Source organism: Mesorhizobium sp. ES1-6 (assembly GCF_020164775.1).
In the GTDB taxonomy this organism is placed as follows: Bacteria; Pseudomonadota; Alphaproteobacteria; order Rhizobiales; family Rhizobiaceae; genus Mesorhizobium.
Genome location: NZ_JAIUGU010000003.1, coordinates 388,930 through 413,433, shown reverse-complemented (window position 1 = coordinate 413,433; position 24,504 = coordinate 388,930). Strand labels below are relative to the sequence as shown.

At 63.7% G+C, this 24,504-nt stretch carries 26 protein-coding genes and 1 tRNA gene; 11 read left to right on the top strand and 16 right to left on the bottom strand.

All coding sequences use genetic code 11. The features are described from left to right. Nucleotide 1: 1 nt before the first annotated feature. Entirely contained in the window at nucleotides 2–1,033 is a 1,032-nt protein-coding gene (obgE, locus tag LB564_RS10805; RefSeq protein WP_140702511.1) for a GTPase ObgE, read from the bottom strand. Nucleotides 1,034–1,164: 131 nt separating this feature from the next. Between obgE and LB564_RS10800 the strand changes: the two genes are divergently transcribed. Next, nucleotides 1,165–2,034 (top strand): endonuclease/exonuclease/phosphatase family protein, encoded by an 870-nt coding sequence (locus LB564_RS10800; protein ID WP_224537444.1) that lies wholly within the window; start codon nucleotides 1,165–1,167, stop codon nucleotides 2,032–2,034. 186 nt (nucleotides 2,035–2,220) lie between these two features. Here the strand turns inward: LB564_RS10800 and LB564_RS10795 are convergent, their stop codons facing one another. The 3 genes from LB564_RS10795 to LB564_RS10785 form a co-directional block, all read right to left on the bottom strand. Continuing rightward, complete coding sequence (locus LB564_RS10795) at nucleotides 2,221–2,808, bottom strand: GNAT family N-acetyltransferase (protein WP_181173572.1); 588 nt, start codon at nucleotides 2,806–2,808, stop codon at nucleotides 2,221–2,223. Nucleotides 2,809–2,944: 136 nt separating this feature from the next. Then, nucleotides 2,945–3,214, bottom strand: coding sequence for a 50S ribosomal protein L27 (rpmA, locus tag LB564_RS10790; RefSeq protein WP_095771984.1), 270 nt, complete (start codon nucleotides 3,212–3,214; stop codon nucleotides 2,945–2,947). A 98-nt stretch (nucleotides 3,215–3,312) separates the two neighbouring features. After that, a complete protein-coding gene (locus tag LB564_RS10785) occupies nucleotides 3,313–3,981 on the bottom strand; it encodes a 50S ribosomal protein L21 (RefSeq protein ID WP_224537442.1) in 669 nt (222 codons plus the stop codon). Nucleotides 3,982–4,314: 333 nt separating this feature from the next. Here LB564_RS10785 and LB564_RS10780 point away from each other — a divergent pair. Continuing rightward, nucleotides 4,315–4,404: transfer RNA gene (locus LB564_RS10780), tRNA-Ser, on the top strand. A gap of 109 nt (nucleotides 4,405–4,513) precedes the next feature. Here the strand turns inward: LB564_RS10780 and LB564_RS10775 are convergent. After that, on the bottom strand, nucleotides 4,514–5,401 hold the full coding sequence (locus tag LB564_RS10775) for a LysR family transcriptional regulator (RefSeq protein WP_224537440.1): 888 nt from the start codon (nucleotides 5,399–5,401) through the stop codon (nucleotides 4,514–4,516). Nucleotides 5,402–5,527: 126 nt separating this feature from the next. Here LB564_RS10775 and LB564_RS10770 point away from each other — a divergent pair, with 126 nt between their 5' ends. From LB564_RS10770 to LB564_RS10745, 6 genes are all read left to right on the top strand, one after another. After that, a complete protein-coding gene (locus tag LB564_RS10770) occupies nucleotides 5,528–6,256 on the top strand; it encodes an SDR family oxidoreductase (protein WP_224537437.1) in 729 nt (242 codons plus the stop codon). Next, nucleotides 6,256–6,573, top strand: a complete 318-nt coding sequence (locus tag LB564_RS10765) for an Atu4866 domain-containing protein (protein WP_224537435.1) — start codon at nucleotides 6,256–6,258, stop codon at nucleotides 6,571–6,573. The genes LB564_RS10770 and LB564_RS10765 overlap by 1 nt, the downstream gene beginning before the upstream one ends. Before the next feature lie 249 nt (nucleotides 6,574–6,822). Next, the gene (locus tag LB564_RS10760; protein WP_140702525.1) at nucleotides 6,823–7,350 is read left to right on the top strand and encodes a J domain-containing protein; all 528 of its coding nucleotides are present in this window, start codon (nucleotides 6,823–6,825) and stop codon (nucleotides 7,348–7,350) included. Between the two features lie 83 nt (nucleotides 7,351–7,433). Beyond that, nucleotides 7,434–7,826 (top strand): hypothetical protein, encoded by a 393-nt coding sequence (locus LB564_RS10755; RefSeq protein WP_224537433.1) that lies wholly within the window; start codon nucleotides 7,434–7,436, stop codon nucleotides 7,824–7,826. Between the two features lie 165 nt (nucleotides 7,827–7,991). Continuing rightward, the gene (locus tag LB564_RS10750; protein ID WP_140702529.1) at nucleotides 7,992–8,318 is read left to right on the top strand and encodes a low affinity iron permease family protein; all 327 of its coding nucleotides are present in this window, start codon (nucleotides 7,992–7,994) and stop codon (nucleotides 8,316–8,318) included. A 1-nt stretch (nucleotide 8,319) separates the two neighbouring features. Further along, entirely contained in the window at nucleotides 8,320–9,663 is a 1,344-nt protein-coding gene (locus tag LB564_RS10745; RefSeq protein WP_224537431.1) for a phospholipase D-like domain-containing protein, read from the top strand. A 74-nt stretch (nucleotides 9,664–9,737) separates the two neighbouring features. On the opposite strand, the gene recQ is transcribed toward LB564_RS10745, so the two are convergent. Together recQ and LB564_RS10735 are read right to left on the bottom strand one after the other, a co-directional pair. Beyond that, nucleotides 9,738–11,573, bottom strand: coding sequence for a DNA helicase RecQ (gene recQ, locus LB564_RS10740; protein ID WP_224537429.1), 1,836 nt, complete (start codon nucleotides 11,571–11,573; stop codon nucleotides 9,738–9,740). 143 nt (nucleotides 11,574–11,716) lie between these two features. Then, nucleotides 11,717–12,205: a hypothetical protein gene (locus LB564_RS10735; protein WP_224537427.1), complete on the bottom strand. Its 489-nt coding sequence runs from the start codon at nucleotides 12,203–12,205 to the stop codon at nucleotides 11,717–11,719. Nucleotides 12,206–12,366: 161 nt separating this feature from the next. Between LB564_RS10735 and LB564_RS10730 the strand changes: the two genes are divergently transcribed. Both LB564_RS10730 and LB564_RS10725 read left to right on the top strand, forming a co-directional pair. Beyond that, nucleotides 12,367–13,788 (top strand): coniferyl aldehyde dehydrogenase, encoded by a 1,422-nt coding sequence (locus tag LB564_RS10730; protein WP_224537425.1) that lies wholly within the window; start codon nucleotides 12,367–12,369, stop codon nucleotides 13,786–13,788. 184 nt (nucleotides 13,789–13,972) lie between these two features. After that, the gene (locus LB564_RS10725) at nucleotides 13,973–14,992 is read left to right on the top strand and encodes a glycosyltransferase family 9 protein (RefSeq protein ID WP_224537423.1); all 1,020 of its coding nucleotides are present in this window, start codon (nucleotides 13,973–13,975) and stop codon (nucleotides 14,990–14,992) included. 176 nt (nucleotides 14,993–15,168) lie between these two features. On the opposite strand, the gene LB564_RS10720 is transcribed toward LB564_RS10725, so the two are convergent. The 8 genes from LB564_RS10720 to uxaC all read right to left on the bottom strand — a co-directional run bounded on the left by LB564_RS10720 (nucleotide 15,169) and on the right by uxaC (nucleotide 22,281). After that, a complete protein-coding gene (locus tag LB564_RS10720) occupies nucleotides 15,169–15,507 on the bottom strand; it encodes a cupin domain-containing protein (protein WP_140702539.1) in 339 nt (112 codons plus the stop codon). Between the two features lie 10 nt (nucleotides 15,508–15,517). Then, complete coding sequence (gene kduD, locus LB564_RS10715; RefSeq protein WP_140702541.1) at nucleotides 15,518–16,282, bottom strand: 2-dehydro-3-deoxy-D-gluconate 5-dehydrogenase KduD; 765 nt, start codon at nucleotides 16,280–16,282, stop codon at nucleotides 15,518–15,520. After that, on the bottom strand, nucleotides 16,279–17,130 hold the full coding sequence (gene kduI / locus LB564_RS10710) for a 5-dehydro-4-deoxy-D-glucuronate isomerase (RefSeq protein WP_140702543.1): 852 nt from the start codon (nucleotides 17,128–17,130) through the stop codon (nucleotides 16,279–16,281). The genes kduD and kduI overlap by 4 nt, the downstream gene beginning before the upstream one ends. A 23-nt stretch (nucleotides 17,131–17,153) precedes the next feature. After that, the gene (locus LB564_RS10705; protein WP_140702545.1) at nucleotides 17,154–17,927 is read right to left on the bottom strand and encodes a FadR/GntR family transcriptional regulator; all 774 of its coding nucleotides are present in this window, start codon (nucleotides 17,925–17,927) and stop codon (nucleotides 17,154–17,156) included. Nucleotides 17,928–17,938: 11 nt separating this feature from the next. After that, nucleotides 17,939–19,219: a TRAP transporter large permease gene (locus LB564_RS10700; RefSeq protein ID WP_224537421.1), complete on the bottom strand. Its 1,281-nt coding sequence runs from the start codon at nucleotides 19,217–19,219 to the stop codon at nucleotides 17,939–17,941. 3 nt (nucleotides 19,220–19,222) lie between these two features. Continuing rightward, complete coding sequence (locus LB564_RS10695; protein WP_224537811.1) at nucleotides 19,223–19,747, bottom strand: TRAP transporter small permease; 525 nt, start codon at nucleotides 19,745–19,747, stop codon at nucleotides 19,223–19,225. 62 nt (nucleotides 19,748–19,809) lie between these two features. After that, nucleotides 19,810–20,787, bottom strand: a complete 978-nt coding sequence (locus LB564_RS10690) for a TRAP transporter substrate-binding protein (RefSeq protein WP_140702549.1) — start codon at nucleotides 20,785–20,787, stop codon at nucleotides 19,810–19,812. 33 nt (nucleotides 20,788–20,820) lie between these two features. Beyond that, the gene (uxaC, locus tag LB564_RS10685) at nucleotides 20,821–22,281 is read right to left on the bottom strand and encodes a glucuronate isomerase (RefSeq protein WP_224537419.1); all 1,461 of its coding nucleotides are present in this window, start codon (nucleotides 22,279–22,281) and stop codon (nucleotides 20,821–20,823) included. 131 nt (nucleotides 22,282–22,412) lie between these two features. Between uxaC and LB564_RS10680 the strand changes: the two genes are divergently transcribed. Beyond that, complete coding sequence (locus LB564_RS10680; protein ID WP_224537417.1) at nucleotides 22,413–23,921, top strand: mannitol dehydrogenase family protein; 1,509 nt, start codon at nucleotides 22,413–22,415, stop codon at nucleotides 23,919–23,921. 100 nt (nucleotides 23,922–24,021) lie between these two features. Here the strand turns inward: LB564_RS10680 and LB564_RS10675 are convergent, their stop codons facing one another. Beyond that, a complete protein-coding gene (locus LB564_RS10675) occupies nucleotides 24,022–24,429 on the bottom strand; it encodes a F0F1 ATP synthase subunit epsilon (protein ID WP_135883279.1) in 408 nt (135 codons plus the stop codon). Nucleotides 24,430–24,504: the final 75 nt, after the last annotated feature.

Sequence of the window (24,504 nt, the reverse complement as noted above, 5' to 3'; positions counted from 1 at the left end):
GCTACTTTTCCCAGCGCGTCTCGACCGGGGCGGCAATTTGCGCGCGGGCTTCGGCGATCACCGCCATCAGCGCGCGCTGCACCGCCTCGACGCCCTCGCCGGTGACGGCCGACAGCAGCATCGGCGCACGCCCCGCGGCGCGTTTGAGCGAAGCGACCTTTTTCTTGCGTGCGTCGGCGTCGAGCGTATCGACCTGGGAAAGCGCCAGGATCTCGGCCTTGTCGGTCAGGCCGTGGCCATAGGCTTCGAGTTCGCCGCGCACGGTCTTGTAGGCCTTGCCGGGATTTTCCTCCTGCGCCGAAACCAGATGCAGCAGCACACGCGTGCGCTCGACATGGCCAAGGAAGCGGTCGCCGATGCCGACGCCTTCATGCGCGCCTTCGATAAGGCCGGGAATGTCGGCGATGACGAACTCGCGCGCATCGATGCGCGCGACTCCCAAGCCTGGATGCAGCGTGGTGAAGGGATAGTCGGCGATCTTCGGCTTTGCGGCGGTGACGGCGGCGAGAAAGGTCGATTTGCCGGCATTGGGCAGCCCGACCAGCCCGGCATCGGCGATCAGCTTCAGCCTGAGCCAGATGTTGAGCTCCTCGCCGGGTTGACCCGGATTGGCGCGGCGCGGCGCCTGGTTGGTCGAGGTCTTGAAATGCTGGTTGCCGAAGCCGCCATTGCCGCCCTTGGCCAGCAGAAACCGCTGGCCGACCACGGTCATGTCGCAGATCATCGTTTCATTGTCTTCCTCGAACACCTGCGTTCCGGCCGGCACTTTCAGCGTGACGTCGGCGCCCTTGGCGCCGGTCATGTTGCGGCCCATGCCATGGACGCCGGTCTTGGCCTTGAAATGCTGCTGGTAGCGATAGTCGATCAGCGTGTTCAGCCCGTTGACCGCTTCCAGCCAGACATCGCCGCCACGGCCGCCATCGCCGCCATCCGGCCCGCCGAACTCGATGAATTTTTCGCGCCGGAACGACACCGAACCGGCGCCGCCGTCGCCGGAGCGGACATAGACCTTGGCTTGATCGAGAAATTTCATTGGATCGCAGTTTCTTTTATTGGCCTTGCGGCATTGCTCTAAACCTTGGGCCTTGCTCTAAACCAAGGCGCGGCCAAGGGCGAGGCCGTTTTATGACGATGGCCGCGTGGGTTGATCGGAAAGACTGCTGCATGAAGCTTGTAACCTACAACATTCAATACGGCATCGGCCTCGATGGACGCTACGATGTCGGGCGTATTGCCGACGCCGTGCGCGGCGCCGATGTGATCGCCCTGCAGGAGGTCACCCGCAACAATCCCAGGAATGGCAGCCGCGACATGGTCGCCGAGATCGGCGAGGCGCTGCCCGATTATTTCGCCGTCTATGGCAGCAATTTCGAGGCCAATATCGGCTCGCGCATCGAGGACGGTCGCGCCATCACCACGACCTTCCAGCTCGGCAACATGGTCTTGTCGAAGACGCCCATTCATCTGTCGCGCAACCTGCTTCTGCCGCGCAGCCGCAGCTTCGAGATGATGAACTTCCAGCGCGGCGCGCTGGAAGCGCTTATCGAGACGCCGCTTGGTTTCATCCGCTTCTATTCCATCCATCTCGATCACCGCAGCCCGGTTGAGCGCGCCAGCCAGATCCAGTTCCTGCGCCAGCGCCTGTTGAATTACGCGCTCGAAGGCGGTGCGCTCTCCGGCGTCGCCGAGATCGGCCTGCCGGAACTGCCGCATCCGGAAGCCTTTGTCGGCATGGGCGATTTCAACATGCTGGCCGGCTCGCCCGAATATGTCGAACTTGCCGGCCGGCCGGACCATGAATTCGGCATGCCGCTGACCGCCGACTTCGCCGTCGACGCCGCCGTGCGCCTCAATGTCGCCGGCGACGATCTCGTCAGCTTGGTCGACCCCAAGGACCCCACCAACGCCAGCCGCCACAAGCGCATCGACTACGTCTTCACCAGCGCCTCGCTTGCCCGCTCGCTGAAGCGCCTGTGGGTCGACCGGAAGGCAACCGGTTCGGACCACCTGCCCGTGTGGGTCGAACTGGGCTGACCATAGATCCAGCCCGAATCTGATTACCGTTTCACGCCCAGCGCCTAGGTGGGCCGAGATTCAGGTCAGGCCGAGCCGAGAATGGTGGCTTCCGAGAACCGGAGCGGAGCGGACATCAAGTCCGTGAGCACCGGAAGCGCAGGAAGCCGCCATTCGCAGGCCGGCATCACCTGAATATCGACGCACCTAGAAGTGGACCCAGTTCCGCAGGCTGGTCCAGGTCTTCCTGTCGAGCCGGTAGCGCTCGACCGGCACCTGGCCTGCGACGATGGAGTTCAGCATGCCCTGGCCGGCATACTGGAAGCCGCACTTGTGGATCACCCGGCGCGAGGCCGGATTGATGACCCGGGTCGAGGCATGCAGCACCTGGATCGACGTCTTCTGGAAGGCGAGGTCGACCAGCGCATGGGCGGCTTCGGTCGCATAGCCGCGCTTCCAGTGGGGTTCGCCGATCCAGTAGCCGAGTTCCAGCCCGCGATCGGTGGTGTTCAAGCCCGCGCAGCCGACAAAGGTGTCGGTGCCGGCCAGCGTCAGCGCGTAGGCGATGCCGGCGCGGCGCGACTTGGTCATGGCCAGGAAGGCACGCCCCTCGGCCTCGCCATAGGGGTGCGGCATGCGCGCCAGCATTTCGGCGACGTGGCGGTTGTCGGCAAGCTCGACCAGTTGCGTGATATCCCGCTCATCGGGAGCGCGCATCACCAGCCGCTCGGTGACCAGCACCGGGCAGTCTATCGCGTAACTTTCGTCGTCACTGTCTTCCGCTTCGGCAACCATTTCAAAGTCCTCCAGGCACAAGAAAAAGGGGAGATGGAAACCCATCTCCCCTGATCCTTTTCCTGGCTTTGCCAAACCTTATGGCTTCCAGACACCGGTTCCCGAGATGGGCGCCGGTGTTCTAGTGCGGAACCGGCTACTCCGCGGCTTTGGCAATCGGGTTGACCGATACGTAGGTTCGGCCGTTGGCTTTTTTGTTGAACGTCACGGCGCCGGATTCGAGCGCGAAAAGGGTATGGTCCGTGCCCATGCCGACATTGACGCCGGGATGCCAGGTCGTGCCGCGTTGACGAATGATGATGTTGCCCGGGATGACGGCTTCGCCGCCGAACTTCTTCACGCCCAGACGCTTGGAATGCGAGTCGCGACCGTTGCGCGACGAGCCGCCAGCTTTCTTGTGTGCCATCTAACTAACTCCGTTGCGCCGCAAGGCGCCTAAAAGGCCTTATGAACGCGTTCGCGTTCCGTTTCAAGTCCGATCCGGCTGATGTCCCGCCGGAAAAATTACTTCTTCGCCAGTTCCTTGGCCTGTTCGCGCCAGTCCTTGATCTGGTCGGCGCTGAACGGCATGTGCTCGTCGATCTTGACGACATCCTTGTCGCTGAGCTTGGCGAGCTGCGCGAAGGTGATGATGCCCTGCTCGGCGAGATCCTTGGCGGCGGCCGGGCCGATGCCCTTGATCACGGTCAAATCGTCCGGCTCGCCCTTCGGCGCCTTGAACAGCGGCGCGGCGACGGCCTCGGCCTTCGCTTCTTCCTTGGGGGCGTCCTTCTTGGCCTTGGCTTCCTTCGGCGCCGCGTCGGCGGCGACCTCTGCCTTGGCTTCCGCCTTCACGGCGGCCTTCTTGGCGGGCTTGGCGCCACCCAGCAGGATCTCGGAGATCCGCACGGTGGTCAGCAACTGGCGATGGCCGATCTTGCGGCGCGAATTCTGGCGGCGGCGCTTCTTGAAAGCGATGACCGTGCGGTTCTTGCCCTGCTCGACGACTTCAGCGGTGACCAGAGCACCATCGACGAACGGCGCGCCGAACGTGACATTCTCGCCCTCGCCATGCGCGAGCACGTGGCCGATTTCGACGATATCGCCGACATTGGCTTCGACTTTTTCGATCTTCAGGAGATCGTTGGCGGCAACGCGATACTGCTTACCGCCCGTTTTAATGACTGCGAACATTTTTTGCCTTTCGCTGTTCGGTCGGCCTTGATGAACCGCCTCTGGCGGTTCGGCCGTCTTTTTGTCAGTCTGCGGGTTCAAAAAACAAGCGGCGCGGAAGAACCCTCCACGCCGATTGCGCGCTGTCCCTAACCGAAGGTTGAGTGGGAGTCAAGGCAAACGGGCCGATTCCTTGCCTTGGTGGACCAGTCGTCGTTGCCTGCCGGGGATGGGTGACCTCGATCCAGGCAAGGCCCGGGACAGCAAGCTGAATTTCCGGCGGATTTGGCCTTGTAACCTGCCCCATCAGCCGTTATCTAGTGCGCCGCGCCGGCAACGGCGGACCATGACCGCGGAGAGGTGGCAGAGTGGTCGAATGCACCGCACTCGAAATGCGGCATGGGTGCAAGCCCATCGGGGGTTCGAATCCCTCCCTCTCCGCCACCCGGAACCGCAATCGGGTGTAGACCAATACGCGGCAGCTTGAGCGATATTTCGAAATCGGATCAGGCAAGGCCTTCGCGAACAAGCGTTTTTGGCCAACGGAGCCGAACTAACGGCGATCTTGCCACTTATACTGCTTCACGTACTCGACCAGCGCGCGCAGCTTTGGCGCGGCGTTCCGTCGGCTTGGATAATAGAGATAGAATCCGGCGAAGCGTGGGCTGTAGTCCTCCAGAAGCACGACCAGCTCCCCGCGCTCGACGAAGGGACGAAAACTCTCTTCCATGCCGAAGGTGATGCCGGCGCCGGCGACCGCCAGCTTGATCATCAGCGCCATGTCGTTGGTGGTGATTTCCGGCGCGACCGTGACGCGAAATTCCTTGCCATCCTCGGCGAATTCCCAGCAGTAGGGAGCCGCCCTGGGTGAAGGTCGCCAGCCGATGCAGCGATGTCCGGCAAGGCCGGCGGGATGCAAGGGAATGCCGGAACGGTCCCTATAGGCAGGGGAACAGACCGTCAGTTGCCGCTCGTCACCCGCGACAGGCACCGCGATCATGTCCTGTTCGATGACCTCTCCCAGCCGGACGCCGGCATCATAGCCCTCGGCGACGATGTCGAACTCCTCGTCGGTCACCGTGATGTCGAGCTGGATTTCCGGATTGGCCTGGGCGAAGCCGGCGAGAAACGGCCCGGACAGGAACCGTTCGGCGATCGAGGACACCGCCAGCCGCAACAGCCCGCGCGGCCGGTCGCGCCACTGCTCGGTCTGGCTGAGCGCCGAGCGCAAGCCGGCAATGGCCGGCGCCACGTCCTCATACAACTGCTCGCCGGCCTCGGTCAGGCTGACGCTGCGCGTCGTTCGCCGCACCAGTGCGATGCCGAGGCTCTCCTCCAGCCGCCGGATCGTCTGGCTGACGGCGGACCGGCTAACGCCCAGCCGTTCGCCCGCCGCGCGGAAGCTCCGCTCCTCGGCGACGAGCGCGAACACCGAAAGCATGTTGAGGTCGTGCGAATTGGTTAGCTGAACTTTCCATATTAGCAAGAATTAGACGCCTTATCGCGACAATGGCCGGAACATACATTCCTGACAATCTTGATCACATGGAAGACGAAAGGATTAGCGATGTCCCTCGACAAGGTCGTTCTCATCACCGGAGCCTCCAGCGGCATCGGCGCCGGCATTGCCCGCGAACTTGGCGCCGCCGGCGCCAGATTGATGCTGGGTGCACGCCGCACCGACAGGCTGGAAATTCTGGCGCGCGAGATCCGGGAGAAAGGCGGCGAGGCGATGGCGCACAGGCTCGACGTGACCGACCGGGCCGATGTCGCCGCCTTCGCGGAAGCCGCGCGCCAGGCCTGGGGTCGGGTCGACGTGATCGTCAACAATGCCGGCATCATGCCGCTGTCGCTGATGGCATCGATGAAGGTCGACGAATGGGACCGCATGGTCGAGGTCAACATCAAGGGGGTCCTGCATGGCATCGCCGCCGTGCTACCGCAAATGACGGCGCGGGGAACGGGTCACATCATCAACATCGCCTCGATCGGCGCCCTCTCCGTCTCGCCGACGGCCGCCGTCTATTGCGCCACCAAACATGCGGTGCGGGCGATCTCCGACGGCCTCCGGCAGGAGCGGGACGATATTCGGGTCACTTGCATTCATCCCGGCGTGGTCGAAAGCGAGCTGGCCAGCACGATTACCGATCCCGCCGCCATCGATGCAATGAGGACATATCGCGCCATAGCACTTCAGCCGGATGCCATCGGCCGGGCGGTACGCTTCGCCATCGAGCAGCCCGACGACGTCGATGTCAACGAGATCGTCGTGCGTCCGACACGGGCGGCGCACTGATGCGCGGGCTGGCCGTGGCCGCATCGCTCGTTGCGATATCAGCCGGATTTGCCATTGCAAAGGACATGACAATGAATAGCCAGACTCACGAATACACCGGCCTCTGGGTGACCGGAGACGGCCACATACGCCACCAGCTCCTGCCGAACGGCCGTTATGTCGAGGCCAGGGGAACGCGCGAAAAGGCCTATCAGGGGCGCTACCTCGTCACGGGCAATCACATCGACTATTGGGACGACACCGGCTTCACCGCCGATGGAGAGTTCATCGAAGACGTGCTGCATCATGCCGGAATGGTTCTGCGCCGGCGAAAATGAGCAATGGCGACCGGCCGAGCATGCCTATCCGAGAGGAGGTGCATACGCTCGAAAATTTTAGGGACCGAAGTCCGTGGCGCAAGTGGCAAAGGTCCGACGTTTTCACTTACGTTCCGTGCTTGTCCTTAAGGCGTTCTTTAGATTAGCAAAACATGATGTATGGCTTATTGTCGGTGGCGGGGTCATAGCCGAGAATGGCAGCGGCATCGCCTGAAATCATTGCCCGGCATGTCGCGGGGAAGCACGATTATGTTCATTGACTACTACGAAGTGCTGGAAGTCAGCCCGAACGCCAATTCCGAAACGATAGAACGGATATTTCGTCATCTTGCCATGCGCTACCACCCCGACAATCGGGACAGTGGCGACGAGTCACGCTTCAGCGAAGTCGTGGAGGCCCATAATACGCTCAAGGACCCGGTCAAACGCGCGCAATACGATATCCAGTATAAAGACCATTCGGCGCTTCGCCTCGAACTGACCGGGGAAGCCAGTGATACCAAAGGCTTTGCGCGGGACGCCGGTGTCCAGGCCAAACTGCTCTCGCTTCTCTACGTAAAACGCCGACAAGACGTCAACAACGCGGGCATTGGCGATGTGGAGCTCGAACGATTGTCGGGCTGCCCGCGTGAACACCTGGAGTTTCATCTCTGGTATCTAAAGGCAAAGGGCTGGATAGGAAGAATCGAAAACGGGACGCTCGCCATCACCGTCGAGGGGATCGATCGCGCCAACTCGGAACATCGGCGTGAAGGCACGACCAGACTGCTGGAATGAGGCTCGCCGGTGGTTTGGTCGACCGCTCCTCAGATTTACAAAGGCCGCCCATTGGCCCGGCGTCATCGCCGAAGGGCGATGACATGCGCGCGGCGGAATCCGACCCGCTTTTCGCGGCTCGGAAATTTGACGGCGATGCCGAGGAACCAAAGCATGGTCGCTCAAGTTCGATATCCGTTTCCACGGAGATCGAGTTCAGCATGCAAGGTCGAGGGCCAATCAAAGCAGCACTTCGAGCACAGGCCGATGAGGTCCGCATCCACATTGGCGTCCTCCAGCAGGAGCTGACCACCAACCGCAAAAGCATAGTTGGCACATTGCGGCTGGGGTACGAGATAAAGTCGAGGAAAGTTCTGCTGGGGCGTCTGGAAAGGGTATTGGCGCAGTACGCGCCGGGCTGCCTGCGTGACGAGGCCGCAGCGCTGGGGCGCTCCGAGAAAGGCCCCCGATCGCAAGGCTCTCAGTGCAGCTTCTGACTTCAGCCATTCGACGCCCAACCCAGACGGTGGTCAGGGCCTGACGGCGCTCCCCGCAGTCAACTGTGCTGCACGGGCGACCTTCGCCGACAAGCCGCTGTTGCGCGGGCAGCCTTCGCCGACAGGCCGCGCGGGAACCTGCGTTACGGTCGAAAGTTCCTGCTCATGGCAAATCACCCCATTACCGGCGCGCTCACCTCGATCGGCACGTGGACGTCCCGTCCAGCAGCATTCCTGGTGCTGCTGGCCTATGCGATCTTCTGGATAATTTTCGATCGGCAAAGCTTGAACTGGCATGGTGCGGCCACACTCCTCACCTGGGCCATGACGCTGTTCATTCAGCGCGCGGAGCATCGCGATACCCAGGCCATTCATGCCAAGTTGGACGAAATGTTGAGATCGAACAGTTCGGCTTCGACCATCACCCGTATCGATGATGAAGAGCCCGAGGACATCGAAGAACAACGCAACCGCAAGCAGCAGGGCGACTGAGATGCGCGCTGCCGGTTTCGTGGCGTTGCTGACAGGCGCGAAGCAGATCGGGCGGCGTCGAAAATTCAGCCCGCTGCTCAGGGGACTGAGCTATCTGGCCGTTGCGGTCGTCGCGGGGCTGGCGACGTTGGCAGCCATAAACCTGACCCCTGAACCGCGGGTTTTGCGGACGATCGTCCCGCATCGTTTCGATGCATCGGACCCCCAGTTCGCCAGGTCGATGAGCAGCTACTCGCTGGGACAGATGTCCGACGCGAACGCGGTGCAAACCCTCGTGAACGGCGACGAGATTTTTCCTTCGATGCTCCAGGCGATCGGCGCGGCCCGGTCCTCGATCGATTTTGAGACTTATATCTATTGGTCCGGGGCAGTCGGATATGAGTTCGCACAAGCCTTGGCGGGCAAGGCACGTCAAGGGGTCGAGGTCCGGGTGCTCGTCGACTGGGTCGGCAGCCTGCCTTTCGATGAAGACCTGATCCACATCATGACAAGCGCCGGCGTGAGATTCCAGCGCTACCGGCCCATCCATTGGTATACGTTGGACCGTGTGAACAACCGGACCCATCGCAAGCTGCTCGTTGTTGACGGACGGGTGGCTTTCACGGGTGGCGTGGGCATCGCGGACAATTGGCGTGGAAACGCTCGCAACCCGGATGAATGGCGCGATACGCACTACCGGATCGAAGGGCCCGCCGTGCCTGCTTTCCAGGCAGCGTTTGCCGAAAACTGGCTGGAAACGACCGGTGAGACGTTGCAAGGCCGGAAGTTCTATCCTCCGCCCGAATCCGCGGGAGCGCTCGGCGCCCAACTGATACTTTCTTCCCAGCCAAATGGCTCGGAAACCATGGAACTGATGATGCTGGCCGCGATAGCCGCCGCCAAGGATCACCTGCGAATCGGAATGGCGTATTTCGTGCCCGACGACATCGCGCTCCAGCAGATCCTGGATGCCAGGAAGCGAGGCGTGTCCGTTGATGTGATCGTTCCCAATGCGCTGACTGACGTGCCTCTGGTTCGAAAAGGCTCGCGCTATTTCTGGGGCGACTTGCTTAGGGCGGGTGTGCGCATCTACGAGTTTCAGCCCACGATGTATCATCCCAAGCTGCTGATCGTCGACGACGTCTGGGCGAGCTTTGGTTCCACCAATCTGGACGAACGCTCCTTGCGGTTGAACGACGAAGCCAGTCTGAACGTCTACGGCAGGGATTTCGCAAACACGCAGATCGATTTGTTCAACCAGGATCTTGGGCGGTCGCGGCAGATCACTCTGGCCGAATGGGAAGCGCGTCCCCTGCGGGAAAAGATTTCTGACTGGCTGGCCAGCAGGCTGCGCTCCCAGCTTTGAGGCCTCGGCTCTCATCGCTCGTTCGGAGCAGTCAGATCAACACTATGGCTTGAGCCCGGGCTCGCATCGGGTCTTCAAGCAGCCTCATGCGCCGTGATCGCGGCGAGAAAAACCGCACCGAATTCCTTGAGCTTCGCCGCACCCACGCCATTCACTTCGGCGAAGGCATCGAGGTCTAGCGGGCGGCGGTCGGCCATGTCGATCAGCGTGCGGTCGGAAAACACCACATAGGCCGGCACCTGGCGCTCCTTGGCCAGCCGCAGCCGCAGCGTCTTGAGCGCCGCCAGCAGCGAGGCATCCACACCCTCGGCGCCGGCGGCGGAGCCTTCCCCGGAACGCTTCCTGCCGCGCGCCAGAGGGTCGCGGTTCTCGACGCGATACCGGAATTCACCCTCGCCACGGCCGAGCGCGCGGCCGCTCTCCGAGATGGCGAGGCCGCCATGGCCCTCGGGATCCGGAATCAGGAACCCGCCGGCGACCAGTTGCCGGATCAGTGACAGCCACACGGTCTTCCGGTGCGCGGCACCGGTGCCAAAACTGCTCAGCGTCTGATGGCCCCGCGCCAGCACCTTCTCGGTCTCGTGGCCAAGCAGGATATCGATGACATGGGCGGCGCCAAAGCGTTCGCCGCTCTGCGCGACCGCCGCGAGGATTTTCCGCGCCTCGGCACTGCCATCGGCGCGCGGCGCCTGATCGAGGCAATTGTCGCAATTGCCGCAAGGTTCGGCCTCTTCGCCGAAATAGCCGAGCAGCACCTGGCGCCGGCATTGCGCCGTCTCGCAATAGCCGATCAGCGTGTCGAGCCGGCGATGCGACCGTCTCTTGTGCTCGGGCGCGGCGTCCTCGTCGTCGATGAACAGCCGCCGCATGCGGATGTCGCCAAGGCCGTAAAGCATATGCGCCTCGGCCTCGCGCCCGTCGCGGCCGGCACGACCGATTTCCTGATAATAGGCTTCCAGACTGCCCGGCATGTCAGTGTGGAAGACATAGGCGACGTCGGGCTTGTCGATGCCCATGCCGAAGGCGATGGTCGCCACCATGACGACGCCGGACAAGGTCATGAAGGCGTTTTGATTGGCCTCGCGCGCGTCCTTGCTCATGCCGGCATGATAGGCGAGCGCTCTGACGCCGTTCTTCTCGAGGAAGCCTGCCATCTCCTCGGTCTTCTTGCGCGACAGGCAATAGACGATGCCGCTTTTGCCCGCGTGACGCTCGATGAACCGCAGCAATTGCCGCTTGCTGTCCTGCTTGGACTCGATCGCCAGTTTGATGTTGGGGCGGTCGAAACCCAGCACCAGCGTTTCGACGCGCTCGGCGAACAGCCGGGCGGCGATGTCGGTGCGCGTGCTCTCATCGGCCGTCGCCGTCACCGCGATGATCGGCACGTTGGCGAAGATGCCGCGCAACCGCGACAGGTCCTCATATTCGGGCCGGAACGCCGGACCCCATTGCGAGATGCAATGCGCCTCGTCGATGGCGATCAGGCTGACGTCGAGCCTGGAGAGCGCCTCCAGCATGCGCTCGGTCATCAGCCGCTCCGGCGCCAGGTAGAGCAGCCGCGTCTGGCCCGACGCCACGCGGCGCCATGCAGCGACATTGGCCTCGCGGTCGAGCGCGGAATTGATCGTATCGGCCGCCACGCCGGCAAGCCGCAGCGCCGCGACCTGGTCCTGCATCAGCGCCACCAGCGGCGACACGACGAGGGTGAGCCCGCCCAGGACCAGCGCCGGAACCTGGTAGCAGAGCGATTTTCCGGCCCCCGTCGGCATGACGGCCAGCACATGGCGCCCATTGAGCAGCGCGTCCATGACGTCGGCCTGGCCGGGGCGGAAATCGTCGAAGCCGAACACATCCTTCAGGACGCGCCGCTTGGGATCCTCCGCCCTCATGCCCGCCGCCTGCACCGGCATCAGGCGGCCACCTGGCGGCAAGCGATTTTTCGCGTACGGGAGAGATCGGGCAAGACGGTCAAGGGCGACTCCTTGTGGGGCCTTGGAGTAGCCCACCGCTCATTCCATCACAACAGCCCTTTCAATGCCTTCGGCCGTTGCTGTCACTCGCCGCTGTTGCCTTGCTCCAACTCGTCATAATAGCGCTGGGCAGCCTTGCCCCTCTCCAATCGGTAGGTCTCCGACCGGCGATCGAATTCGGCGTTGAGAACCTTCGACAGCTGCAATCCATAAAAGCAATAGCCGGTAAGGCCCGCCAACAGCAGGACAAACAGGCCCATCAGTGACAGGCCATCCGTTAGCATCAGGATGCCAATGATAGCTTCGAGCAGCATGGCGAGAGCTGCCATGACCGTCAGGAAAATCTTCGCCGGCCTCGACCCTTTCAGGAAGTAGTAGGCGCCCACCACATAGGCCACACCCGAGGCGGAACCTACAATATTCGGCGAATGTCCAAAGGCCAGCAGGACGGTCGCGGACAGGATGCCGAGCGCGCCGGTTGCGAAGAAAAGCCGGCCACCGCCAGCATGTGGTGTTTTCCGCTCATTCCAACCCCCTTGTTGTCGAGACCTTGCCCGTCCACATTGCAGCATACAACCAAGGATTGCACAAGGCCCTACCCCACAAACGCCCACAAATCGCGGAAGCGACTTTCTGGAACACCCCGGCGCTTCCGCAGCGGCACACGCACCCCTGATGGATTCCGCAGCGTTGCGATGTAAGCTTGCCGCACCGACACGCCAGGGAGGGCGCGATGCTGCAGGTGAGACAGGATTTGTTGGGCGAGCGGTTCCGGTTGCAGCGCGCCGCCTTCGAGAAGCAGCCCTTTCCCGACCTCGGCCTGAGGAAGGACCGCCTCAAGCGCCTGCTGGCGCTGACCGAGCGGCACGAGACTGAAATCTGCGCCGCGATCGACGCCGACTTCGGCGGCCGCTCGGCGCATGAGACGCGGCTCGCGGAACTGTTCGTCGTGCGCGCCGGCATTCGCCATGCCCTCGCTCATGTCGGCGGCTGGATGCGGGAGCGTCGCGTCGCCACCACCTTGCCGTTCCTGCCGGGCAGGAACCGCCTCTTGCCGCAGCCGCTTGGGGTCGTCGGCATCGTGTCGCCCTGGAATTATCCCTTTCAGCTCGCCGTCGCGCCGGTCACGGCAGCGCTCGCCGCCGGCAATCGCGTGCTCGTCAAGCCTTCCGAACTGACGCCGGCTTTCTCCGAGCTGCTGGCCAGACTGGCCAGCGAGCATTTCGCTCCGGATGAGTTGAGCGTCATCACCGGCGATGCCGAAATGGGCAAGGCCTTCGTGTCGATGCCGTTCGATCATCTGCTGTTCACCGGTTCGACCGCGGTCGGCCGCCAGGTCGCGATCGCCGCCGCCGCCAACCTGACCCCGGTGACGCTCGAACTCGGCGGCAAGTCGCCGGCAATTCTCGACCCCTCCTGCGATCTCGACGCGGCAACAGCCAGCGTCGCCTATGGCAAGCTGTTGAATGCCGGGCAGACCTGCATCGCGCCGGACTATCTGCTGGTGCCCAAGGGACAGGCGGGCATGGTCGCAACCAAGCTCGCAACCGCGATGGCGCGGCTCTACCCCACCCTGCGCGACAACCCCGACTACACCGCCATCATCAGCGACCGGCACTTTCAGCGACTGCGCGCCATGATCGCGGAAGCCCGCGACGCCGGCGCCGATGTCACCGAAATCAATCCGGCGGGCGAGAATTTCGGCACCGCGGGCCGGAAGCTTGCGCCGACCTTGGTCGCGAACGCCGGCGCGGACCTGCGGCTGATGCGCGAAGAGATATTCGGCCCGGTGCTGCCGATCGTCGAATACGCCACGCTCGACGACGCCATCGACCATGTGAACCGGGCCGACCGGCCGCTGGCGCTCTACTGGTTCGGGCGCGACAGTGCCAACCGCCAGCGCATCCTGCGCGAGACCGCCGCCGGCGGCGTCACCATCAATGACTGCATGCTGCATCTGGTGCAGGAGAACCAGCCCTTCGGCGGCGTCGGCGCCTCGGGCATGGGTGCCTATCACGGCGAATGGGGATTCCGCACCTTCAGCAAGGAGAAACCGGTTTTCCTGCAGTCGCGCTTGAGCGCCGGAGCCCTTCTTCGCCCGCCCTATGGCAAGACGTTCGAAAGGCTTTTCGGCCTGCTCAGGCGCATCACCTGACCATTGTCGCGGCTTCGATGCCGGACCGACGAGGCGTGCCACGGCGATATCTGTTGGTGCCGCCCGTTTTATTACGTTCGGCGCATATTCGCTCTGGATTAAGCCGGGATTTGCTGTCTTCTTGCACAAACCTCTCGAAGCTTGTTGTCCTCTTGAAATCAGACCGAACGGATCCGCCCTGGCCATGAATTTGCCCGCGCCGCTGCTGATTTTCTACGTCCGCAACGACGCCCTCGGCGACGGGTTGCTGAGGATACCGGCGTTGCGGGCGGCAAGAACGGCCTTTCCGCAAAGCCGGATCGTCTATGGCAGCATGCACAGATCATCGCTCACCGGCGTGCTGCGCAGGCATGCGGCACCCCTGGTTGATGATTTCAGGACGATTGTGCCGCTTTCCACCATCCTGGCCGAGTTTGCACGGCCCGGCAGGCCAATGACCGTCGTCGATTTCCGCACCGGCGTGCCTGCCCTGATCGTGGCCAAACTACAGCTCCTCGCGCGTGGTGTTCGTTACGAACCCAACTTTGCCGGTCACCTTCTGTCGTCGCACTGGCGCGCCAGATGGACCTTGCGGCCGGAGCACAATGCCTGGCGCTACCACAGGCTGATCGAACGCCTGGCCGGCCGGCACCTGCCGTTCGACCACAGGCTGGAGGTTTCGCAGGCTGCCCGCGTTCTGGCAGGCCAGATCCGCGGTGCGGACCAACGCGCGCTCATCTTGCTGGGCGGCAATTCCAAGGGCAGCAACAAGATGATGAGCGACGCTCAGGTCGCCGCCATTGCCACCAACCTCATCGAGGCCGGCTACCAGGTGCTGTATCTGGTCACCCCAGGCAACGGACCGACGCCGCAAAGCCTGGCCGCAAGGGAAAGCCGGCTGGTGACGATCGGTCCGGACCTTGGGCTCGATGTCGAGGCATTCGGCGACCTGCTGCTGGCGCTGGGCGAGATCGCCGACGCCTATGTCGGCATGGAAGGCGGTCTGGGCCACCTCTTCGCCACCGTCATGACGCCGACGGTCATCATCAACCACGGAGCCAACATCGAACGGTGGCGGCCGCTGTCGAACAGGGTCGAGGTGGTGACCGCTCCAAGGCGCGGACGATCGGCCAATATTTCCGACACGCCGGTCGAGGCCATCCTCGAGGCCACGCATCGCTTGCTGGCCACCAGCCGCCGCGACCACCCGGAGCCGGCGCATTAGGTTTATATTCACCATGATCCGGCAGGTTTCCGGTCCTGCGGTGATGTTTTGAGTACCGCGGCGCCATTGGCGCCCAGGCAACAGACCCGCGCTTCTTGCGAGGCGCGGGTTTTTCATTTTCGGAAGTGGCCGCGACCGGCCCTATCTCTTTGCTTTCACGCTTTTCCTGGAATTGCTCAGGCAAGAAAATCGGCGCGGTGCGGCGTAAAACTGTCGACCAGCCTTCCCGCCTCCAGCGCCTTGACGCCGTGCACCAGGCCGGACGGCACGATGAAACTGCCGCCGGTCTCCAGGATTTCGGTCCGGCCGTCTATGGTCACCTCGAAGCGGCCTTCGGCGACGTAGCTTGCCTGGACGTGCGGGTGCGAATGCAGCGCGCCGACGCCGCCCTTGTCGAAGCCGAACTCGACCATCATCAGTTCGTCGGTGGACAGCAGCACGCGCCGGCGATTGCCGTCCGCGGTCGGCGTCCAGGCACCCTCGCCGGCTTGCGCGAAAATCTTCGGCTCGCTCATTGTCGTCTCCTCACCGCGCCAGCCAGCCGCCGTCCACCGGCACCACCGCGCCATGCATGTAGTTCGAGGCCGGCGCCAACAGGAAGACGGCGGCATCGCCAATATCTCCCGGCTCGCCCCAGCGTCCGGCGGGAATGCGCCCCAGGATAGCAGCACTGCGGTCGGGGTCGGCGCGCAGCGCCTGTGTGTTGTTGGTCTCGATATAGCCCGGCGCGATGCCGTTGACGTTGATGCCTTTGGCCGCCCACTCGCAGGCGAGCAACCGGGTGATACCGAGCACACCGTGCTTTGAGGCAGTATAGGACGCGACGCGGATGCCGCCCTGGAAACTCAGCACCGAGGCGATGTTGACGATCTTGCCCTGGCGTCCCCCGGCAAGGACGTGCCGGGCAAAGGACTGGCTGAGCAGGAAGACCGTCTTCAGATTGACATCGATCACCTCGTCCCAATCGGCCTCGCCGAGATCGACGGCATCGGCGCGCCGGATGATGCCGGCATTGTTGACCAGCCCGTCAAGCGGCCCGCTGTCTTGCCAGACCCGGTCCAGCATCGGCCCCGCGGCGCCCGTGTCCGCGAGGTCGGCGGCCACGGCCTCGAACCGTCCACCGGTCTCGGAAACCTTTTCCGCCGTCTCAGCCATCGATGAACGGCCGACACCGATCACCGCGCCCCCGGCACGCGCGATCGACACCGCGATGCCCTGGCCGATGCCGGTGTTGGCGCCGGTGACCAGGATGCGCTTGCCGGCCAGGCTGAACGCTGTGAGGTCGCTCACCGCAGGTCCTCCATCGGCACCGGATCGACATCGGTATAGTCGACATTGTCGCCGGCCATCGCCCAGACGAAGGCGTAGTTGGAAGTGCCGGCGCCCGAATGGATCGACCAGCCCGGCGACAGCACCGCCTCCTCGTTGCGCATGACGATATGGCGCGTCTCGTCCGGCTCGCCCATGAAATGGAAGACGCGCGCCGCCTCCGGCAGGTCGAAATAGAGATAGGCCTCCATGCGCCGGTCGTGCACATGGCATGGCATGGTGTTCCAGATCGAGCCCGGCGCAAGTTGCGTCATGCCGACGACGAGTTGGCAGGTCCTGGCCCCGTCGGCATGGATGAACTGGAAGATCGAGCGTTCGTTGCAGGCCTCCTTGCTGCCGAGATCGAGGCGCTTGGCGTCATCGAGGCGGATCAGCCGGCTGGGATGGGCCTGATGCGCCGGCGCGCTGAGCAGGTAGAACTTGGCCGGGTCGCCTTTATCGGCCGAAGCGAATGACACATCGCTGGCGCCCATGCCGAGATAGAGCATGTCGCGCGCCCGCAGGTCGAAAGACTGGCCGCCGGCTTCGATCGTGCCGGTGCCGCCGATATTGACGGCGATGAGTTCGCGCCGGTCGAGAAACCCTTTGGTACCGGTCGGCTTGATCGCTTCCAACGGCAATGCCGTGGCCACCGGCACGGCACCGCCGACGATCATGCGATCATAGTGCGTGTAGGTCAGGCTGATGCGGCCGGATCGAAAGAGATCCTCGATATGAAAATTATGGCGCAGTTCGTCCGTCCCCATGGCGGCGGCCGCGGCCGGATCGATGGCGAAGCGCGATGTGTAGTCGGTGTGGTTCTGGCTCATCTCTAATCCTGGCTTCCGGTGGATCATTCGCCGGCGGCGACCGTGCTCGAACTGGCGTAATAGGCCTGCCGCGCCTGCAGGCGCTCGCGGTAGCGCCGTTGGCTGGCGCCCAGATGGGCGCGCATCGCTTCGCGCGCGGCCTCGGGATCGCCCGCCGAGATCGCGTTCAGGATCACCAGATGCTCGCGTTGCAGCCCGCGCTGATAATCGTCGGATTGCACCAGTTCCGTCGACCAGGGCGAGGTCACGTCGCACGGAATGGCGCGCCGGCCGAGCACGTCGAGCATCTCGACATAGAACGGATTGTTGGTGGCGCTGGCGATGGCGCGATGGAAGGCGAGGTCGGCCGGTCCGGTCGGCTGGCTGTCGAGCAGCAGCCGCTCGAACTCGAAGAAGGCTTCCTGGATGGCCGCCTCCTGCGCGGCGTTGCGGCGGATGGCGGCGAGTCCGGCCGATTCGATCTCGATCGCCAGCCGCACCTCGAGCACGTTGAGCGCGACGGAATCCTTGGCTCCCATGTCGGCGGCCAGCGTCCCGAACATGGTCGAGACGTGCTCGGTGACGAAGACGCCGGCACCTTGCCGCGGCTCGACAAGCCCGTCGGCGGCAAGCTTGACCAGCGCCTCGCGGATGACGGTACGGCTGACGCCGAAGGTTTCGGTCAACTGGCCCTCGGTCGGCAATTTGTGGCCGGGCGGGATCTCGCCAGCCTGCAACTGCCTGCGGATCGCCGCCACGACGGTTTCCGACAGTTTGGGTTTTCTCTCGACCCTGAGATCGGTTGCGGTATCGGACATGTGGCGATCTCCTAATGGAACAGGCTCGGCAGCCACAATGAGATTTCCGGAATGTAGGTGACAAGCATCAGCACCGCGAAGGCGGCGCCATAGAATGGCCAGATCGAGCGCATCGCCGTCCAGATCGGAATGCGGCCGATGGCGCAGCTGACGAACAGCACCGCGCCAACTGGTGGCGTGCAAAGGCCGATGCCGAGATTGAGGATGAGGATCACGCCGAAATGCACGGGGTCGACGCCATAGGCCATGACGACAGGCAGGAAGATCGGCGTCGTGATGATGATCAGCGGCGACATGTCCATGAACGTGCCGAGGATGAGCAGGATGAGATTGAGCAGCAGCAGGATGACAAGCTTGTTGTCGGACACCGAGTGCAGGAAGGCGACCAGCGCCGCCGGCACCCTGAGATAGGCGAGCAGCCAGCCGAAAGCCGCCGCGCAGCCGATGATCATCAGCACCATGGCGGTGGTGCGCACCGAGGCCGTCGTCGCCGCGACGAAGTCGCCCCAGCTCATCGAGCGGTAGATGATCAGCGTCACCAGGAAAGCATAGACGATGGCGATGCAGGAACTCTCGGTCGCGGTGAAGACGCCGGACCTGACGCCACCGAAGATGATGGCGATCAGGACAAGGCCGGGAATGGCGGCGACAAGCAGCTGCAGGGCCCGGCCGAAGCCAGCGAAAGGTTCTGTCGGATAGCCTCGGCGGCTGGCGACCCAATAAGCCGTTATCATCAGCGACAGCGCCAGCAGCAGACCCGGCAGCACGCCAGCCGTGAACAGGTCGGCGATCGAGATACGGCCGCCGGCCGAAATCGAGTAGATGATCATGTTGTGGGACGGTGGAATGAGAAGGGCGATGATGGCGCCGACAGACGTGATGTTGACGGCGTAGTCGACGCCGTAGCCGCGCGCCTTCATTTGCGGGATCATCAGCCCGCCGACCGCCGACGCATCCGCCACCGCCGAGCCGGAAATACCGCCGAACATGGTCGACGCCGCGATGTTGACCTGCCCCAGGCCGCCGCGCAAATGGCCAACCAGGGAGCCTGCCAGCGCGACCAGCCGCGCGGCGATGCCGCCGCGCACCATCAGGTCACCGGCGAAGATGAAGAAGGGGATGGCCATCAGCGAAAAAACGCTGACGCCGGAATTGAGCCGCTGGAACACCACGACGGGCGGCAGGCCGAGCGTGAGGATCGTCGCGAAGCTGGCGACGCCGAGGCAGAACGCGATCGGCGTGCCGATGAGCAAGAGGAACACGAAGGTGCCGAAGAGGACGGTCAGCGCCATGGTTCAGACCTCCTCGCCGGTTGCATGGATGTCGGCGTCGACGGGCAGGCCGGCAAAGCGCCCGGCCAGTCGTTCCAGCGAAAACAGGCAGACCAGCGCGCCGCCGAGGATGACCGGCAGGAAGCTGACGCCGCCCGGCAAAGCCAGCGAAGGCATCACCGTGTTCCAGGTCAGCCTGGCCAGCTGCACGCCATAGACGATCATGCCGGCGCCGAAGGCCAGCACGACGAGATCGGAGATGCTGCGCAGCACCGCCTTGGCTGAAACAGGCAGGACGTAGAGCAGCACGTCGAAGCCCAGATGCGTGCGCTCGCGCACGCCGACGGCGGCCCCCAGGAAGATGAACCAGCCCATCAGCAGCACCGAGAAGGATTCGGTCCAGCTCGGCGAGCGGTTCAGCACATAGCGCGAAAAGACCTGCCAGAAGATGATGATCGTCATCAGCGTCAGCCCCGCGCCGCTGACCCAAAGAGCCAGCCGGGCAATCCCTGACAGAATGCGCTCCGCACCCAGCCAGAACCCTCGCATGGCCGGCTCGCGCGCGGGCAGCGCGGAGGTCTCCGCACTGCCTGGTCCGTTGCCCCTGGCGTTCATTTCTCGGCCTGTATCCGCGCGGCAAGGTCCTTCAGCTCGGGCGTCGACAGGTATTTGTCGTAGACCGGCTTCATCGCGTCGATCAGCGGCTGCTTGTCGATCTCGCTGACCTTGACGCCCGCGGCTTCGACGATGCCGCGCGACTTCTTCTCCTGAGCGTCCCAGAGTTCGCGCATCTTGACGACGCTGTCCTTGGCCGCCTGGCGCACGATCGCTTGGTCCTCCGGCGAAAGCTTGTCCCAGCTTGCCTTCGACATGACCAGCACTTCCGGCACGATCTGGTGTTCGTCCATCGTGTAATGCTTGGCGACTTCGTAGTGCTTGGCGGATTCGAAACTCGGCCAGTTGTTTTCGGCGCCGTCGATAACGCCGGTCTGCAGCGCCGAATAGACTTCACCATAGGCCATCGGCGTGGCGTTGGCGCCAAGCGCATTGACCATGTCGACGAACACGTCGGACTGGATGACGCGGAACTTCATGCCTTTCATGTCCGCCATGGAGGTGATGTCCTTCTTGGTGTTGTAGAAGGACCGGGCGCCGGAATCGTAGAAGGCGAGACCGACGAGGTCATGCGCCTCGAACGCCTTCAGGATCTGATCGCCGACTGGCCCGTCCATGACGTGGCGCATGTGCTCGACCGAACGGAACATGTAGGGTAGCGACGGTACGGCGGTCTCCGGCACGATGCCATTGAACGGTCCCATCGAGACACGGTCGAGGTCGATGACGCCGGCCTGGGTCTGCTCGATCGTGTCCTTTTCCTCGCCGAGCTGTGCCGAGTGATAGACCTCGATCGAATAGCGGCCGGCGGTGCGCTGCTTGATCAGGTCGCCCATGTACTTCACCGCCTCCACGGTCGGGTAGCCGTCCGGATGGGTATCCGAGGATCGCAGCACGGTCTCGGCATTGGCGATGCCGATCAGCAGCGAGCCGAAGGCGAATGTGGCTGCCGTCAATTTCGAAAAATGCAACATGACTTCCTCCCTTTGAAAATCGGAGCGTCCGGCTCAGAGCCGGTACGCCGTCTTGGCAAGCGTGTAGGCAAGCTCCTTCGCGAGTTCATGCGCCTCGTCCTCGCGCAGCCTGTGCTCGGCGACGAGGCGCGCCAGGAACGCGCAGTCGACCCGCCGCGCCAAATCGTGACGGGCGGGGATCGAGGGAAAGGCGCGGGTGTCATCGTTGAAGCCGACCGTGTTGTAGAAGCCGGCGGTCTCGGTCGTCATCTCGCGGAAACGGCGCATCCCTTCCGGGCTGTCGTGGAACCACCAGGCCGGCCCGAGCTTCAGCGCCGGGTAGACGCCGGCCAGCGGCGCCAACTCGCGCGCGTAACTGGTCTCGTCCAGCGTGAAGAGAATGACGGTCAGATCACGCTCCAGCCCGACGCAGTCGAGCAGCGGTTTCAGCGCGGTTACATAGTCGGTGCGGGTCGGGATATCGAAGCCCTTGTCCCTGCCGAATTTCTGGAAAATTCCAGGCGAATGATTGCGCCAGGAGCCGGGGTGGATTTGCAGCACCAGCCCGTCGTCCCGGCTCATCTTGGCCATCTCGGTCAGCATCTGGGCGCGAAACAGCTTTCGCTCGCGCTCGTCCTGCGAGCCGGCGCGGATCCGGTTGAACAGCTCTTGCGCCGCCGCGTCGGAAAGATTGGCGGTCTCGGCCGTCGGATGGCCATGGTCGGACGACGTCGCGCCGAAGCTCTTGAAGACGGCGCGGCGCTGGCGATGCGCGTCGAGATAGCCGGCCCAGCTTCCGGTGTCGCAGCCAGTGATCTCACCGAGCCGATCGAGATTGGCAAAAAACCCTTCGAAATCGGGATCGACGACGGCGTCCGGCCGGTAGGCGGTGACGACGCGGCCTTGCCAGCCGCTGTCGCGGATCATCTTGTGCCATTTGAGGTCGTCGAGCGCGCCTTCGGTCGTCGCGATGACCTCGATGTTGAAGCGCTCGAACAGTGCGCGGGGGCGGAAGTTGTCCCACTGCAGCAGCGTCGCGATCGTGTCGTAGTGACGGTCGGCGGTTGCGGCCGTCAGGGGCTCTTCGATGTTGAACAGATGCGCAAGCACATGGTCGAACCACAGCCGGGTCGGTGTGCCCCGGAAGAGATGATAGTGTCCGGCGAACAGCCGCCAGATCGCCCTCCCATCGGTCGCGACGGGCGCACCATCGAGGCTCGGCACGCCGAGATCCTCAAGCCGCAAGCCCTGGCTGAACAGCATGCGGAAAATATAGTGGTCCGGCACGATGAGCAGTTGCGCCGGATCGGGGAACGGCTCGTTCAGCGCATACCAGCGCGGGTCGGTATGGCCGTGCGGGCTGACGATGGGCAGGTCCTTGATGCCGGCGTAGAGATCGCGGGCGATCGAGAGCGGACGCGCCTCGGCTGGAAACAGCAAATCCGCATTGGTCAGTGCCACGGCCGTCCTCCCAGGGTCCCTATCGGTATGGCCGGCCAGAAATAATGTCAACATACAACAATCAGATTGTTGTATGATGACTTTTGAGCAAAGCTGAGCATTGTGACCAAACGCCGCCAATGTTACGCCGCTAGCGGTCCGCCCAGAGACCATCAGCCCGTTCACGAGATGAGTGCCGCAATCCAATGACAGACGGTCGCCTTTCCAACCGCACGGCGCAGGCATTGCCGGCCGGGGTCGCAGCACCTCGATACGATCGTGGCGCCGTCACGCCGGGGATTGTACATCTGGGCGTCGGCGCCTTTCATCGCGCCCACCAGGCTGCTTACATCGATGAATGCCTGGCCGCCGGCGAGATGGGCTGGGGCATAACAGGCGTGTCGCTGCGCAGCGCCGATACACGAGACGCGCTGGCGCCGCAGGATGGGCTCTACACCCTGGCGGTACGCGGCAGCGGCGGCGAGACGCTGCATGTCATCGGCTCGATCGGCGCGATGCTGGTGGCGCCGGAAGACCCGGCCGCGGTGCTGGCGGTGCTGACCGATCCGCGCACCCGCATCGTGACGCTGACGATCACCGAGAAGGCCTATCTGCGGGCCGCCGCCGGCGGGCTGGACGCGGCGCATCCCGACATCGTCCACGACCTCGCCAATCCGCAAACACCGAAGACGGCCCATGGCTTTCTGACCGAAGCGCTCGCCCGCAGGCTGGCCGCCGGCACCCCGCCCTTCACCGTGCTGTGTTGCGACAACCTGCCGGCCAACGGCGCCACCTTGCACAGGCTGCTGATCGAATTCGCCACACTGCGCGACGCCAGTCCTGGTTCGGCAGGCAAGGCCGGAATCGCCGGCCACATTGCCGGCCAGGTCGCATTTCCCTCGAGCATGGTCGACCGCATTGTGCCGGCCACGACCGACGCCGACCGGGCGCGGATATCAGGCGAACTTGGCGTCGAGGACGCCTGGCCCGTGATGACGGAACCCTTCCGCCAATGGGTGATCGAGGACGATTTCCCGGCCGGCCGGCCGGCCTGGGAGAAATTCGGCGTCACCATGGTCGGCGATGTCGCGCCCTTCGAGGACATGAAGCTGAGGCTCCTCAACGGGTCGCATTCGGGCATCGCCTATCTCGGCCTGCTCAGCGGCCACGCCACCGTCGACAGCGCCTTCGCCGATCCAGCGATAAGGCAGTTCGTCGATGCGCTCTGGAGAGAGGCCATACCGACGCTGCCCGAGGATGCCGGGCTCGACACATCGGCATACACGGCCGAACTTGCCGGGCGTTTTTCGAACACGGCACTTGCCCATCGCACGGCGCAGATCGCCAATGACGGCAGCCAGAAACTGCCGCAGCGTATCATCGCCTCCGCCATCGAATGCCTCGAGGCCGGTACCGAGTTCGTGCACCTGACGCTGGTGGTGGCCGCCTGGATCGCCGCCTGCGCGGCGCGGGGAAAGACATTGCCGGAAGGCCACTTCACCGATCCGCTCGATACGAGCCTGACGGCACTTTTGAGCCAGCAATTGCCGGCGAACGAAACCGTGACGGCGGTGTTCGACCTGACCGGCTTCGCCGGGGATCACGCCGAACGCCAGACGCTGATCGAACTCGTGGCCGTGCATCTCGTCCACCTCAGGCGGGACGGTACGACCTTGGCCTTCGCCGCGCTCGGCATCGAAGCCCAAGGCGCGTAGGACGGATCTGGCACATCGCCGCTGCCTGAACTCTCTCGCCACCCGACAAACAAAAAGCGGGGCAATGCCCCGCTTTTCATCAAGTCATCCAATGCAAGTCTCAGGCCGGCAGGATCGCGCCTTCCAGCGTGGTGAGCTGGCTAAGGAACTGTTCCGCCTTGCTGCGCGACTGATCGTCCTTGGCATCGGCGGCATCTTCCTTGGCTTCCTGGATGCGGCGCGCGAGATCGGCACGGTCGACATCCTTCACCGCGACAGCCGATTCCGCCAGCAGCGTGCAGCCGGCCGGGACGATGTCGGCGAAGCCGCCGAACACGACATAGCGTTCTTCGCTGCCCGAGGCGTTCTTCACCGTGACGACGCCCGGCTTGATCGTGGTCATGACCGGCGCGTGATGCGCCATGACGGTCATCTCGCCTTCGGCGCCCGGGATGACAACGGATTCGACCTCGGCGGAAACCAGCAGGCGCTCCGGCGAGACCAGTTCGAACTTGAAAGCTTCAGCCATATCAACTTAGCAGGTAGGGAATAGTGAGTAGTCAGTAGTGAAGGGGTGCAAAGGACCCCGGTCACGTCTGCTATT

Excerpts from the sequence above, each read along its gene's own strand:
- LB564_RS10700 (WP_224537421.1), bottom strand. The coding sequence starts at position 19,219 with ATGGCGCTGACCGTCCTCTTCGGCACCTTCGTGTTCCTCTTGCTCATC.
- LB564_RS10690 (WP_140702549.1), bottom strand. The coding sequence starts at position 20,787 with ATGTTGCATTTTTCGAAATTGACGGCAGCCACATTCGCCTTCGGCTCG.
- LB564_RS10675 (WP_135883279.1), bottom strand. The coding sequence starts at position 24,429 with ATGGCTGAAGCTTTCAAGTTCGAACTGGTCTCGCCGGAGCGCCTGCTG.
- LB564_RS10735 (WP_224537427.1), bottom strand. The coding sequence starts at position 12,205 with ATGCTGCAATGTGGACGGGCAAGGTCTCGACAACAAGGGGGTTGGAAT.
- kduI (WP_140702543.1), bottom strand. The coding sequence starts at position 17,130 with ATGAGCCAGAACCACACCGACTACACATCGCGCTTCGCCATCGATCCG.
- obgE (WP_140702511.1), bottom strand. The coding sequence starts at position 1,033 with ATGAAATTTCTCGATCAAGCCAAGGTCTATGTCCGCTCCGGCGACGGC.
- LB564_RS10705 (WP_140702545.1), bottom strand. The coding sequence starts at position 17,927 with ATGTCCGATACCGCAACCGATCTCAGGGTCGAGAGAAAACCCAAACTG.
- LB564_RS10795 (WP_181173572.1), bottom strand. The coding sequence starts at position 2,808 with ATGGTTGCCGAAGCGGAAGACAGTGACGACGAAAGTTACGCGATAGAC.
- LB564_RS10720 (WP_140702539.1), bottom strand. The coding sequence starts at position 15,507 with ATGAGCGAGCCGAAGATTTTCGCGCAAGCCGGCGAGGGTGCCTGGACG.
- uxaC (WP_224537419.1), bottom strand. The coding sequence starts at position 22,281 with ATGTTGACATTATTTCTGGCCGGCCATACCGATAGGGACCCTGGGAGG.
- LB564_RS10730 (WP_224537425.1), top strand. The coding sequence starts at position 12,367 with ATGCTGCAGGTGAGACAGGATTTGTTGGGCGAGCGGTTCCGGTTGCAG.
- LB564_RS10695 (WP_224537811.1), bottom strand. The coding sequence starts at position 19,747 with ATGCGAGGGTTCTGGCTGGGTGCGGAGCGCATTCTGTCAGGGATTGCC.
- LB564_RS10775 (WP_224537440.1), bottom strand. The coding sequence starts at position 5,401 with ATGCTTTCGGTGTTCGCGCTCGTCGCCGAGGAGCGGAGCTTCCGCGCG.
- LB564_RS10765 (WP_224537435.1), top strand. The coding sequence starts at position 6,256 with ATGCGCGGGCTGGCCGTGGCCGCATCGCTCGTTGCGATATCAGCCGGA.
- LB564_RS10725 (WP_224537423.1), top strand. The coding sequence starts at position 13,973 with ATGAATTTGCCCGCGCCGCTGCTGATTTTCTACGTCCGCAACGACGCC.
- rpmA (WP_095771984.1), bottom strand. The coding sequence starts at position 3,214 with ATGGCACACAAGAAAGCTGGCGGCTCGTCGCGCAACGGTCGCGACTCG.
- LB564_RS10800 (WP_224537444.1), top strand. The coding sequence starts at position 1,165 with ATGAAGCTTGTAACCTACAACATTCAATACGGCATCGGCCTCGATGGA.
- LB564_RS10745 (WP_224537431.1), top strand. The coding sequence starts at position 8,320 with ATGCGCGCTGCCGGTTTCGTGGCGTTGCTGACAGGCGCGAAGCAGATC.
- LB564_RS10785 (WP_224537442.1), bottom strand. The coding sequence starts at position 3,981 with ATGTTCGCAGTCATTAAAACGGGCGGTAAGCAGTATCGCGTTGCCGCC.
- LB564_RS10760 (WP_140702525.1), top strand. The coding sequence starts at position 6,823 with ATGTTCATTGACTACTACGAAGTGCTGGAAGTCAGCCCGAACGCCAAT.
- recQ (WP_224537429.1), bottom strand. The coding sequence starts at position 11,573 with ATGCCGGTGCAGGCGGCGGGCATGAGGGCGGAGGATCCCAAGCGGCGC.
- LB564_RS10770 (WP_224537437.1), top strand. The coding sequence starts at position 5,528 with ATGTCCCTCGACAAGGTCGTTCTCATCACCGGAGCCTCCAGCGGCATC.
- LB564_RS10755 (WP_224537433.1), top strand. The coding sequence starts at position 7,434 with ATGCGCGCGGCGGAATCCGACCCGCTTTTCGCGGCTCGGAAATTTGAC.
- LB564_RS10750 (WP_140702529.1), top strand. The coding sequence starts at position 7,992 with ATGGCAAATCACCCCATTACCGGCGCGCTCACCTCGATCGGCACGTGG.
- LB564_RS10680 (WP_224537417.1), top strand. The coding sequence starts at position 22,413 with ATGACAGACGGTCGCCTTTCCAACCGCACGGCGCAGGCATTGCCGGCC.